Source organism: Streptomyces sp. NBC_00443 (assembly GCF_036014175.1).
Taxonomy (GTDB): domain Bacteria; phylum Actinomycetota; class Actinomycetes; order Streptomycetales; family Streptomycetaceae; genus Streptomyces.
Window position 1 is genome coordinate 8,444,283 of sequence record NZ_CP107917.1, and the last position, 12,621, is coordinate 8,456,903.

9 protein-coding genes and 1 pseudogene are annotated in these 12,621 nt (G+C 70.5%); 7 read left to right on the forward strand and 3 right to left on the reverse strand.

All coding sequences use genetic code 11. The features are described 5' to 3' along the window. Window positions 1–38 precede the first annotated feature (38 nt). Both OHO27_RS38470 and OHO27_RS38475 read left to right on the forward strand, forming a co-directional pair. A complete protein-coding gene (locus OHO27_RS38470) occupies window positions 39–824 on the forward strand; it encodes a glutamate racemase (protein ID WP_328429549.1) in 786 nt (261 codons plus the stop codon). A 105-nt stretch (window positions 825–929) separates the two neighbouring features. Continuing rightward, entirely contained in the window at window positions 930–1,472 is a 543-nt protein-coding gene (locus OHO27_RS38475) for a hypothetical protein (RefSeq protein ID WP_328429550.1), read from the forward strand. 66 nt (window positions 1,473–1,538) lie between these two features. Here OHO27_RS38475 and OHO27_RS38480 read toward each other — a convergent pair whose 3' ends face one another. Beyond that, a complete protein-coding gene (locus tag OHO27_RS38480) occupies window positions 1,539–2,606 on the reverse strand; it encodes an O-antigen ligase family protein (protein WP_328429551.1) in 1,068 nt (355 codons plus the stop codon). Window positions 2,607–2,926: 320 nt separating this feature from the next. On the opposite strand from OHO27_RS38480, the gene lnt reads away from it, so the two are divergent. From lnt to OHO27_RS38500, 4 genes and pseudogenes are all read left to right on the forward strand, one after another. Further along, window positions 2,927–4,540, forward strand: a complete 1,614-nt coding sequence (gene lnt / locus OHO27_RS38485; RefSeq protein WP_328429552.1) for an apolipoprotein N-acyltransferase — start codon at window positions 2,927–2,929, stop codon at window positions 4,538–4,540. A gap of 68 nt (window positions 4,541–4,608) precedes the next feature. Further along, on the forward strand, window positions 4,609–5,088 hold the full coding sequence (locus OHO27_RS38490) for an NUDIX hydrolase (RefSeq protein ID WP_328429553.1): 480 nt from the start codon (window positions 4,609–4,611) through the stop codon (window positions 5,086–5,088). Window positions 5,089–5,142: 54 nt separating this feature from the next. Next, window positions 5,143–5,952 (forward strand): 3-hydroxybutyrate dehydrogenase, encoded by an 810-nt coding sequence (locus OHO27_RS38495; protein ID WP_328429554.1) that lies wholly within the window; start codon window positions 5,143–5,145, stop codon window positions 5,950–5,952. 74 nt (window positions 5,953–6,026) lie between these two features. Next, a pseudogene (locus OHO27_RS38500) lies at window positions 6,027–7,972 on the forward strand (helix-turn-helix domain-containing protein). A gap of 55 nt (window positions 7,973–8,027) precedes the next feature. On the opposite strand, the gene OHO27_RS38505 reads toward OHO27_RS38500, so the two are convergent. Both OHO27_RS38505 and OHO27_RS38510 read right to left on the reverse strand, forming a co-directional pair. Further along, complete coding sequence (locus OHO27_RS38505; RefSeq protein ID WP_328429555.1) at window positions 8,028–9,413, reverse strand: MFS transporter; 1,386 nt, start codon at window positions 9,411–9,413, stop codon at window positions 8,028–8,030. Window positions 9,414–10,127: 714 nt separating this feature from the next. Continuing rightward, a complete protein-coding gene (locus OHO27_RS38510) occupies window positions 10,128–12,038 on the reverse strand; it encodes a TerD family protein (RefSeq protein WP_328429556.1) in 1,911 nt (636 codons plus the stop codon). A 215-nt stretch (window positions 12,039–12,253) separates the two neighbouring features. Here OHO27_RS38510 and OHO27_RS43280 point away from each other — a divergent pair, with 215 nt between their 5' ends. Continuing rightward, window positions 12,254–12,460, forward strand: coding sequence for a DUF4277 domain-containing protein (locus OHO27_RS43280; protein WP_443059735.1), 207 nt, complete (start codon window positions 12,254–12,256; stop codon window positions 12,458–12,460). Window positions 12,461–12,621 lie beyond the last annotated feature (161 nt).

Sequence of the window (12,621 nt, forward strand, 5' to 3'; positions counted from 1 at the left end):
CCGGGGGCTCGTAAGGGCGGATCGACTATCGTGGCCGGGTGAAGATCGCGCTGATGGACTCCGGAATCGGCTTGCTCGCGGCCACCGCCGCAGTACGGCGTCTGCGACCCGACGCAGATCTCGTGCTCTCACTCGACCCGGACGGCATGCCCTGGGGACCCAGGACTCCCGAAGATCTCACTCAGCGTGCCGTGGCCGTCGCCGACGCCGCCGCCGCGCACCGCCCCGATGTGCTGATCATCGGCTGCAACACGGCATCCGTGCACGCGCTGCCCACGGTGCGCGCCCGCCTCGAACCAGCCATTCCGGTCATCGGCACGGTCCCGGCGATCAAACCGGCCGCGGCCGGGGGCGGCCCCGTCGCGATCTGGGCCACGCCCGCCACCACCGGCAGCCCCTACCAGCGTGGGCTCATCAAGGACTTCGCCGATGGCGTCACCGTCACCGAGGTGCCGTGCTTCGGGCTCGCCGAGGCGGTCGAGCACGCGGACCAGACGGCGATCGAGGCCGCCGTCGCCGCGGCCGCCGCGCTGACCCCCGAGGACGTGACGACCGTCGTCCTGGGCTGCACGCACTACGAACTCGTCTCGGACCGCATCCGCGCCGCCGTCCAGCGCCCCGGCTTTCCGCCGCTCGTCCTGCACGGCTCCGCCGGAGCGGTCGCCGCACAGGCGCTGCGCCGACTGGGCGAACAGCCCGCCCCCACGGCTGAAGCGAACGGCACCCTGACGGTGCTGCTGAGCGGCCGCGAGGGAACGCTCCCCGAGCCCGCTCTCGCCTACGACGAAGGCCGTCTCCTGCGGGCGATCAGCCCCGCCCGGTAACCGGCGGTCACCAAGCGGACGCGCGTGGTCCGTGGTGGCCCGGTCGGCGCATTCACGCTCTGCAGCGCGGTACCAGCGGAGCGAAACCTGAGTAACCTCATAGGCATGAGGGACCACCCCCACGGCAGGAAACCGCACCCCGATGTCTGGACCGGGCGGGCGACCAACCGGGTCCAATGGCTGCTGGCGCTCGTCGGCGGCGCTTGCATGGCGCTCGGGATCGAGCTGGCCATCGACTCGCCGTGGACGGACGGCATCCTCCCGCTCGTCATGGCCGTCGTCGGCTGCATCGCGGCCGGGCTGCTGGTCCTCTTCGGCACTCTGGCGTTCGTGCACGTCGCCCTGAGGGTCGACCAGGAGTGCCTCGAGGTGCGCTGCGGCCACATCGGTGTGCCGCGCCGCCGAATCCCCCTGTCCGAGGTGGTGGGCGCCGACTTCGTCCCGCTCGTCACGCCGCGTCACTGGGGCGGCTGGGGCTACCGGTGGCGGCCCGAGAAGGGCACCGCGGTCGTCGTACGGCGTGGTGAGGGCCTGGTGCTGCAACTGTGGGACGGGCACACGTTCACGGTCACCGTGGACGACGCGGAGGCAGCCGTACGCGTCATCAGGGACCGGCTGCCGACCCGGACGGCCGACACGGCGCTCTGAGAATGTCCCCGCGAGGCGGCCCCCGACGGCCCTGTGTGTCTGCGGACCCCTTTATCTCGCCCCGAGTCATGAGATCGGCCGCTCGCCACGCGCGGGTGCGTTGAGCTCACGCGGCGACGGCACCCCGGCGATCGGACGGGCCGTGGCCAGTCCGGCCAGCAGGCCGGCGCCCACCGACACGGTGGTGAAGCTGAGCGCATTGCCGACCGCCGCGATCGCCGCCAGTGCCGTCAGGGCCGCGCCCGCGGTGAGCGCGACCGGGGTGGGGCGCGCGGTCCGCCACAGCGCGAACAGCATCCAGCAGAACGCCGCTGCCAGCAGCAGCACACCGATGACTCCCTGCTCCGCCGCCTGCTGCAACAGCGCCGAGTGCGGCTTGCCGTCGGACGGCAGCGTCTCGCCCGCCGTCGTACTGAGCTCCCCGAAGCGCCCTGGGCCCGCGCCCAGGACGGGGTCCCGGCCCGCCAGGTGCGCGGCGTCGTGCCACAGCTCGATCCGGTGCCGGGTGAGCTGACCCTCCAGCCAGGCGGCGAGTCCGTCGGGCGCCACGTTGCTCGCGACCGTCCAGGTCAGGCCGGTGACCGCCGTCGCGCCCAGGGCCAGCCCGGCGATGCCCACGCCGCGATGGCGGAGGTGGCCGGCGGCGAGCGAGCACAGCACTACGGCGCAGCAGGCGACGAAGCCGCTGGTCGAGCCCAGCACCGCCGCGGTCACCGCGATTCCGGCGGCCAGCGCGCGTAGGCCGAGTCGCAGGGCCGGTGCCGAGGCCGTCCAGGCGGCGCAGCACGCGGCGCCGGCGGAGAGAGTCAGTACGGCTGCGGTGGCCCCGGCGTGGCCCAGTGGGACGTCGATCCGGGGCCCGGGGGAGAGGTGCGGAACGGCCAGGGTCAGGCTCACTCCGGCCAGTGCTCCGGCGCACGGCGCGGCGACGGGCAGGAGCGCCCCGCTGATCCGGCCCGCGGCATAACCGGCGGACACGGCGAGGATCGCGAGCAGGACACCCTCGGGGCGGCCGTCGTGCACGGCAGCCGAGATGAGCGACCAGGCGGCGCAGGCCCCCAGAACCACTACGCCCGTCGCGTCAGAAACGTTTCGCCTGTCGTCGTCCTCATCCGGACCTGCCGCAGACGTCATCCCCGTGACATCCACCCCGCCCCCCGAACCCGGTCCCCCGACCTGTGACGGGCCTCGGCCGCCCGGACCTGACCGGCCGGTACGACTGAGGCTCCGGCATACCGTAACGGGTGATGGGCGATTTGTGGACGTGTCGTGCAGGAACGATGCGTCACAGGAAAGACCGGGGGATCGGGGGACGCACCGTTCGAGTCGGCCCGGGGCGGACGGACCGGACCGTGCGTGCGGGCCGGGGCCCTGTGCCCAGGCGCGCGTGCACAGCCCCGGCTGCTGTCGGACCGCGCTGTCGGACCCAAGGTCGGCCGCCGTACACTCCCGGAGTGACCGTCACCGCAACTTCCGTGGGCGAGTCGGACCAGTTGGAGCCGCAGATCGCGACCGCGTCGCGCGCGGCACGGCTGGCACGCCGCCTGGTTCCGGCCCTCGCCGCGGCGCTCTCCGGAGTGCTGCTCTACGTCAGTTTCCCGCCCCGCACCCTGTGGTGGCTGGCCCTGCCGGCCTTCGCCGTCTTCGGCTGGGTGCTGCGCGGCCGCAGCTGGAAGGCGGCCTTCGGCCTCGGCTATCTCTTCGGCCTGGGCTTCCTGCTGCCCCTGCTGGTGTGGACCGGCGTGGAGGTCGGACCCGGTCCCTGGCTCGCGTTGGTCGTGATCGAGGCGATCTTCGTCGCGCTGGTGGGCGTGGGTGTCGCCGCGGTGTCGAAGCTGCCTGGCTGGCCGGTGTGGGCGGCGGCGCTGTGGATCGCCGGAGAAGCGGCACGCGCGCGTGCGCCCTTCAACGGCTTCCCCTGGGGCAAGATCGCGTTCGGCCAGGCCGAGGGCGTCTTCCTGCCGCTCGCCGCGGTGGGCGGCACACCCGTGCTCGGCTTCGCGGTCGTCCTGTGCGGGTTCGGCCTGTACGAGGTCGTACGCCTGGCTGTCCAGGCGCAGCGCACACGGGCCGTACAGCGGTCCGCCGCTGCGGTCGCCCTGCTGAGCGTGGCCGTACCGGTGGTGGGCGCGGTGGCCGCCCGACCCCTGGTCAGCGACAAGGCGGAGGACGGCACCGCGACGGTCGCGGTCATCCAGGGCAATGTGCCGCGCGCGGGCCTGGACTTCAACGCCCAGCGGCGGGCCGTACTGGACTACCACGCGCGTGAGACCGAGCGCCTGGCCGCCGAGGTCAAGGCGGGCAAGGCAGACCGGCCCGACTTCGTGCTCTGGCCCGAGAACTCCTCGGACATCGACCCGTTCGCCAACGCCGACGCCCGCGCCGTCATCGACACGGCCGCCAAGGCGATCGGCGCGCCCATCTCCGTCGGCGGTGTGGTGGAGCGGGACGGCAAGCTGCTCAACGAGCAGATCCTGTGGGATCCGGTCAAGGGACCCGGCGACACCTACGACAAGCGGCAGATCCAGCCGTTCGGCGAGTACCTGCCGCTGCGCTCGCTGGTCGGGGCGATCAACGAGAACTGGACCTCCATGGTCCGCAAGGACTTCAGCCGCGGCAGCGAGCCCGGCGTGTTCACCATGGACGGCGCCAAGGTCGGCCTCGTCACCTGCTACGAGGCCGCCTTCGACTGGACCGTGCGCTCCGAGGTCGTCGACGGCGCCCAGATGATCTCCGTGCCGAGCAACAACGCGACCTTCGACCGCAGCGAGATGACCTACCAGCAGCTCGCCATGTCCCGCGTCCGTGCGGTCGAGCACAGCCGGACCGTCACCGTGCCGGTGACCAGTGGGGTCAGCGCGATCATCATGCCGGACGGGACGATCACACAGCGGACGGGCATGTTCGTGCCCGACTCGCTGGTCCAGAAGGTGCCGCTGCGCTCCACCGAGACGCCCGCCACGCGGCTCGGCATCCTCCCGGAGATCGCGTTGCTGCTGGTCGCCGCAGGCGGTGTCGGCTGGGCGATCGGCGCCAGGATGCGCGCACGACGCGCCGGTGACGCCTAGCGGTACGCCGATCGCACGCCCTCGGAACCCGCCGGGGGCGCCGCCATAGGCCCGTTAGGGTCGGGTCCATGGCTACTCCTGACTTCATTCGTACGATCCGGGCCTCTGCCGGCCACCAGCTGCTGTGGCTGCCGGGCGTCAGCGCCGTCGTCTTCGACGACCAGGGACGGGTCCTGCTGGGGCAGCGCGCCGACAACGGCAAGTGGACGGTCATCAACGGCATCCCGGACCCGGGGGAGCAGCCCGCCGCTGCCGCCGTGCGGGAGGTGTACGAGGAGACGGGTGTCCGATGCGTCGCCGAGCGGGTCGTCCTCATCAGGTCCGGGGGCGAGGTCACCTATCCCAACGGTGACACCTGCCAGTTCATGGACATCACCTTCCGCTGCCGGGCCGTCGGCGGCGAGGCGCGCGTGAACGACGACGAGTCCCTGGAGGTGGGATGGTTCGAGGTGGACGCGTTGCCCGCGATGGACGAACGTCAGCTGTTCCGGATCAAGCAGTCGCAGTGCGATGAACCCACGTGGTTCGAGCCTATGACCTCGGACTGAAGTATGGGTTGTGGCCATATGTGGTCAGGCGAGGGCGCTGCCTAGGGTCGAGCCATGACCCCGCCCAGCATTCTTCCCGCGCAAGGCTCGTCGTCGCCTTCTCCGCTCGACCTCGGCGGCCGCACCGCCCTGGTCACCGGCGCCGCGGGCGGCATCGGCCGCTCCTGCGCGCTACGGCTCGCGGGCGCGGGAGCCAAGGTGAGAGCGGTCGACCGGGACGCCGCGGGACTGGAAGAGCTCGCGGAGATGAGCCGGGGGCTCGCGGGCGCCGTCGAGCCGCATGTCCTGGATCTGACCGACCTGGACGCGGCCGAACTCGCCGCCGCCGGCACCGACATCCTCGTCAACAACGCAGGGTTGCAACTCGTGCGCCCCATCGAGGAGTTCCCGCCGGAGGTCTTCCACACGGTGCTCACCGTGATGCTGGAGGCACCGTTCCGGCTCATCCGTGGCGCCCTGCCCCATATGTACGGGCAGGGCTGGGGTCGCATCGTCAATGTGTCCTCCGTCCATGGGCTGCGCGCCTCGGCCTTCAAGTCGGCCTATGTGGCCGCCAAGCATGGTCTGGAGGGGCTCTCCAAGACCGCCGCCCTGGAAGGCGCACCCCACGGCGTCACCTCCAACTGTGTGAACCCCGCCTATGTGCGCACCCCACTGGTCGAGAAGCAACTCGCCGACCAGGCCCAGGCGCACGGCATTCCCGAGGAGCGGGTGCTGACCGAGGTGCTGCTGCAGGACAGCGCGGTCAAGCGGCTCATCGAACCGGAGGAGGTCGCCGAGGCCGTGGCGTATCTGTGCAGCCCGTCGGCGTCCTTCGTGACCGGTACCTCACTCGTGCTCGACGGTGGCTGGACGGCGCACTGATCGGGCGGGGCCGGCGGAATCCGAGTTATCCACAGGGCTGACGGGGTGGCGATGCGATGAGCAATCCTGTCGGCATGTCCCGCGATCACGTGCACCCCGACCAGCGTTCCGCCACCGATGCCGGAGCGCCCCCGAGCAGCGCCGAGACTCCTTTCCTCGAACTGCTGGCCCGGGGCGCGTCCGCCGACGCCTACGAGCAGCCGGTGCTGCTCGCCCGCGCCGAGGGCAGAGCCACCGAGCGGATCGCCGCGCTCGAGCAGGCCAAGCTGCTCGCGCTGCGGGTGCGCTCCGAGCTGGAAGGGCGGCGCAGGCGCGAGGCCGAACTGTCGGCCCTCTTCGAGACGGCCCATGACCTGGCCGGGCTCCGGGACCTGGACGCCGTACTGCAGGCGATCGTGCAGCGTGCCCGGTCGCTGCTCGGCACGGACGTCGCCTACCTCAGCCTGAACGACCCGGCCAGGGGCGACACCTACATGAGGGTGACCGAGGGCTCGGTCGCCGCCCGCTTCCAGCAACTGCGGCTCGGCATGGGGAGGGCCTCGGCGGACTGGTCGCGCAGACCGCCCGCCCCTATGTCACCGACGACTACTTCAAGGACGAGCGCTTCCAGCACACCCTCGCCATCGACTCCGGCGTGCGGGACGAGGGGCTGGTCGCCATTCTCGGGGTGCCGCTCATGCTGGGACACCATGTGATCGGTGTCCTCTTCGCGGCGGACCGGCGCGCCCGGGTCTTCGAGCGGGAGCAGATCGCGCTGCTCGGCTCCTTCGCCGCCCTCGCCGCGGCGGCCATCGACACCGCGAACCTGCTCACCGAGACCCGCTCGGCCCTCGCGGAGCTGGAGCGGGCCAACGAGATCATCCGTGACCGCAGCGGAGTCATCGAACGGGCCTCGGAGGTGCACGACAGGCTCGCCGAGCTCGTGCTGCGCGGCGGCGGTGTCCACGACGTGGCCGCCGCCGTCTCCGAAGTCCTCGACGGCACGGTCGAGTTCGAGGAGGCCACCGCCGTCCCCGCCGGGGCCCTGGAGATCTCCCGCGTAGAAGGCCACGCGGAACGGCACGAAGACGACTGGATCGCAGCTGTCGCCGCGGGCGGCGAACTGCTCGGCGCGCTGGTCCTGCGCGGCCACCCGGGCCTCGATCCCGTCGACCAGCGCACTCTGGAACGGGCCGGGATGGTCACCTCGCTCCTGCTGCTCGCCCGCCGCTCCGCCGCCGAGGCCGAACAGCGCGTCCGGGGCGAGCTGTTGGACGACCTGCTCGACGCCCGCGACCGTGACCCTCGTCTGCTGCGCGAGCGCGCGGCGCGGCTGGCCGCCGACCTCGATGCCACCCACGTGGTCCTCGCCGCCCGTCTCGAAGCGACCGCCGCCGACGCCGACCAGGAGGCAGCCGCCCGCAGACGCCTGTGGTCCGCCGCGTCCCACCTCGCCGCCACCCGGCACGGTCTGGCCGCCGCCCGCGACGGCGGCACGGTCCTGCTGCTCCCCCTCGAAGCGTCGGACACGGCGACCGACCTGGCCCGCCGCGCCGCCCGCCATCTCGGCACGGCCGTCCACGAGGCGGTCACGGTCGGAGCCTCCGCCCCGGTCGAGAACCTGGCCGCCCACCCGGAGGCCGTGGCCGCCGCCTACGAGGAAGGCCGGCGCTGTCTCGACGCCCTGCGGCTGCTCGGCCGCTCCGGGGACGGCGCCGCCGCGGAGGACTTCGGGTTCGTGGGACTGCTGCTGGCCGGTGACCGCGACATCGCGGGCTTCGTGGACCGCACGATCGGCAAGGTCGTCTCTTACGACGACCGCCGCGGCACCGACCTGTTGCGCACCCTCGACGCGTACTTCGCCTGCGGGATGAGCCCGGCCCGCACCAAGGACGAACTGCACGTCCACGTGAACACGGTCGCTCAGCGCCTGGAACGCGTCGGCCGCCTTCTCGGCGACGACTGGCAGAGCCCCGCCCGCGCCCTCGAAATACAACTGGCCCTGCGGCTGCACCGGTTGTCCACCCCGGCACAGCGCTGACCCCCGCACGCGCGAGCGTACGGGGGCCGGTTCTCGGATCAGGGTCCGTGGTGCTTCAGACGGTGTGCGCGTTCGCCGACCGGGCCGTCACGGGCTCCGCGTCGTCCACGGGCTCGATGTCGGCCAGGTCGCGGTGGCGGGTCTCCTTGGCCAGGCCGACCGCGATCACCGTGAGGACGGCCGCGGCGATGACGTACAGGGCGATCGGGGTGGAGTTGCCGTAGTCGGACAGCAGGGCGGTGGCGATCAGCGGTGCGGGGGCGCCCGCCGCGACCGAGGCGAACTGCGCGCCGATCGAGGCACCGGAGTAGCGCATCCGGGTCGCGAACATCTCGGAGAAGAAGGCGGCCTGGGGTGCGTACATGGCGCCGTGCAGCACCAGTCCCACGGTCACCGCGAGGATCAGGTTGCCGAAGCCGCCGGTGTCGATGAGCGAGAAGAACGGGAACATCCACAGCCCGACGCCGACCGCGCCCAGCAGATAGACGGGCCGGCGGCCGATCCGGTCCGACAACGCACCCCAGGCCGGAATGACGGCGAAGTGCACGGCGGAGGCGATGAGTACTGCATTGAGGGCGGTCTGCTTGGAGATGCCGGCCGAGGTGGTGGCGTAGACGAGGATGAAGGCGGTGATGACGTAGTAGCTGATGTTCTCCGCCATACGCGCGCCCATCGCCACCAGCACATCACGCCAGTGGTGCCGCAGTACGGATACCAGCGGCAGCTTCTCGGCCGGGGCCGCATGTGCGACCTTGCGCGCTTCCGCCTGGGCCAACGCCTGCTTGAAGACAGGCGATTCATCGACAGACAGACGAATCCACAAACCGACGATCACCAGTACACCGGAGAGCAGGAACGGGATCCGCCAGCCCCAGCTGACGAAGGCGCTGTCCGACAGCAGGGCCGTCAGCAGCGACAGCACGCCGGTCGCCAGCAACTGGCCCGCGGGCGCGCCGGTCTGCGGCCACGAGGCCCAGAAACCACGCCGCCGCGCGTCCCCGTGCTCGGACACCAGCAGCACGGCCCCGCCCCACTCACCACCGAGCGCGAAGCCCTGCACCAGGCGCAGCACGGTCAGCAGCACGGGCGCCGCGGTGCCGAGGGTCGCGTGCGTCGGCAGCAGCCCGATCGCGAAGGTCGCCCCACCCATCAGCAGCAGACTCAACACCAGCAGCTTCTTGCGGCCGAGCCGGTCGCCGTAATGCCCGAACACAAGCGCACCCAGCGGACGGGCGGCGAACCCGACGGCGTACGTCAGGAAGGACAGCAGCGTGCCGACGAGCGGATCGGAGTCCGGGAAGAACAGCTTGTTGAAGACGAGGGCGGCGGCGGAACCGTAGAGGAAGAAGTCGTACCACTCGATCGTGGTGCCGATGAGGCTGGCGGCGACTATGCGCTTGAGATTCCCGGATGGTGGGGGAGCGGTTGCTGCGGAGGCCATGTGCGCCACTTCCTCGTGTGCGGTGGGGACGGGTAGGTTTTCGCACACCGTAGAAACGTGCAGGTCAGGCGCACATGTGGTGGGACAACATAGTTCAGTGCCGGGCTATGCGTCTGGCCCCCATGCCCGCTCGTCGGGGGGTGATTGAAGGGCTCGACGGGGCCAGAAGGCGAGTGCCTGTGATGTGTCATTACTGGTGATTTGACGGTGGCGTGCTGACTCCGGTGCTGGTTTGGTGCTGACTGAAAGCCCATGTCATCACCCGTCTTCACCGTTCCCGTGCTGACTTGGTGCTGACTACGCTGCGTTGAAGTCCGGCGTTTGGTGTTGATCGGGCAAGCGATCCTGATGGGCAACTCCAGGGTCGTCTCGCTGTTTGCAGAGCGCCTCTTCGACGCAGACAGCGGACCTTGAACGGGCTTCGCGAGGTCTGCCCTGGGGCGCAGCGGTGTCACTTGATGTCGGGAGATTCTTGGTCTGCTCGCGGTGCGCCCTACGTGGCGCTGTGATCGTCGAAACGAGAGTCGGCGGGGATCTGAAGGCCTTTGACCGATATGGGGTCTGTGAGGGAGGGGACACCGAGGTCGGTCGCCAGGCTTGCGATATCCGCGTGGAGCGCGCCGAGCGGGGTCAAGACTTTGGTGCACGCGCGCACTGCGTGGCCGGGCCTGCCCCTGACCCAGGGCACGCACACACCCCCGCCGGGACCGTCGTTCAGTCGGCGATGTCGACCCCGTATCCGCGTGCGAGGGCGTCCAAGCCGTGGTCGTAGCCTTGGCCGACGGCTCGTAGGCGCCAGACCGGACCTCTGCGGTAGATTTCCGCGAGCAGCATGCTGCGTTCGGTGGTGGCGGCGTCCAGGGTGGCCCGGGCGAGAGGTGCCCCGCTGCTGCCGGGGGCCGCACCGATCTGGATCGCACCGACCGTTCCGAAGGCGGCGGCGCCGTCGATGGCCGCAGCGACGACGACCTTGCGCGTTGCGGGTGGCAGGGATGCCAGGTTGAGGGCGATGGTCTGTTCGGCCGGGCCGCCGGTCAGCAGTCGCACAGTTCCGGCGGGGCTCTCCGGAGCTCCGTAGAAGATGAAGTCCTCGTCGAAGGTGACCTGTTCGTCCTCGTCGAGGAGGAAGGCGACGACGTCGATCTCGTAGTCGGTGTGCGGGGCCCAGCCGGCGGTGACATACCACTCCCGCGCGGGTCTGCCGTGCGGCATGGGCAGGTCGATGACGCCGCCTCTCGGCATCACGTGCGGTTCCTGAGGCCGGAGAACTTCTTCGACCGGGGCGGTGGCGGGTGGAGTGGTGAGCCAATGGAGGTCGTGCACGGGGAGTCCAAGGGCAGTGATGCGGCTCATGCGCCGGTCACCCTCCCCTCCCGGCAGCAGTACGACATCGGTGACGCTGGCGGACAGGTTGACCGCCGCGGACCCGCCCAGCTCGACGACGCGGGTACGAGCCGCCGCGGCATCGGCATGGGCACCACCGAGCACCAGCACGCGACGCCTGGCCAGGGGCTTGCCCAAGGTGCCGACGGAGGGCTCCGGTTGGCGCGGAGCGGGTACTGACACACCAGAAGCGGCCGTGTGGGGGGTGGCTGCTTCCGAGAGGGGCGCGGTAGGGGCTGTGACGGGAGCCAACTCCGCGGGCACTACGACTGGTTCCGCTTCCGGCTCAGCCACGGGGACGGCAACGACGGCCGTCGCCTCATGCAATGTCCCCGGCCGTACGTCGGCCAGCAGTCGCAGGAAGGTGTGCTCGTCGATGACCGGCACGCCTTCGGCGAGTGCGCGTCGGGCCTTTGCCGAATCGGACGCTGGTTCATTGGTGACCAGCACGCTGGTGTGTCGGCTTACGGAGGTCATCATGTTCAGCCCGGCGGCAACCGCCCGCCCGACCAGCTCCGCCCGGGCATGGGCGGTCTCGCCGGTGATCGCAACTTTCATCCCTTGCTGGAGAGGTCCGGCGGGAATGAGCCGTCCCGGATTGCGGTAGGCGCAGGGGGTCTTCGGCGGCTTCGGCGTGAACTGCGATTCCGCCCGGGGCGGGCAGGTCACGAGCGGCAAGGGCAGATCGAGCTGTGCTGCCTCGCGCAGGGACGCCCGCAGGATTCCGGCCAGTACACGGGTGTCGTCCAGCGCATCGTGAGCACGCTGCTGGGGGACGCCGTAATGGGCGGCGAGGGTACCGAGCTTCATGTCGTCTGTCGGCGGATCCACCTGGCGATTCAGTGCAAGGGTGCAAAGCCGCTGCGACACCGGCAGCCACATGCGAGCCCGGGCGAACTCGTAGGCCAGGAAGTCGTAGTCGAACTGGGCGTTGTGGGCGACCAGGACCCGGTCCTGAAGCATCGCTCCGATCCGCCCGGCGACCTGGTCGAACGTCGGCGCACCGCGCAGTCGCTCGACGGTCAGCCCGTGCACCTCAACCGGTCCCGGATCGCAGCCCGGATTGAGCAGCGTCGAGAACTCCCCGGTCTGCTCGCCGTCCGGACCAATCGTGATCACCGCGACGGACAGCACGCGGTCTCGCCGGGCTATGAGGCCCGACGTTTCCACATCAACCAAGGCCCAGTCGTAGGCGTAGTCGTCCATGGCGGGCACATCGAAGGAGGTGGAGACGAGATTCATGGCGGCAAGGATGATCTGATATCCAGTCCTCCTTCAACCTGTATGGCGATTTGCCCTCATCTAGACCCGTACTTCGCGGGTCGTTGATTCGTATGGTGTGACCGGTCCGGGGGTGTCCCCGGGCCGGTGGTGTGGCGTTGGGTGTGTCGAAGTCTTCCCGGTCCCCGCGGACACGGTCCCAGCGTCAGCGCTTTGAAGTAGCGGTTACCTCCGTGGTGGAGAAACGTCTGGGCGCTCTGCCTGTCGTTTCCGAGTTCACTCGTCGGCTGGATCTGTCCGGTATCGTCGATGGAGTGTGTCCGGGCGGTGCGAGTGCGCTGGTGACGCACAGGCAGGTGATCGAGGCACTGGTGGCCAATCGGCTGACCGCGCCCGCACCGTTGGTGCGGGTTGGAGACTGGGCCCGCACCTGGGCGGTGTAGGAGGCCTTCGGGATCGACGCCGGCCTACTCAACGACGACCGGCTTGCCCGGGCCATGGACGCGATCGCCCCACATCTGGAGCACATCACCGGGACCGTCGGGGCGCGGGCGATCGGAGAGTTCGGCATCGATGTATCCCGCCTGCACTGGGACATGACCAG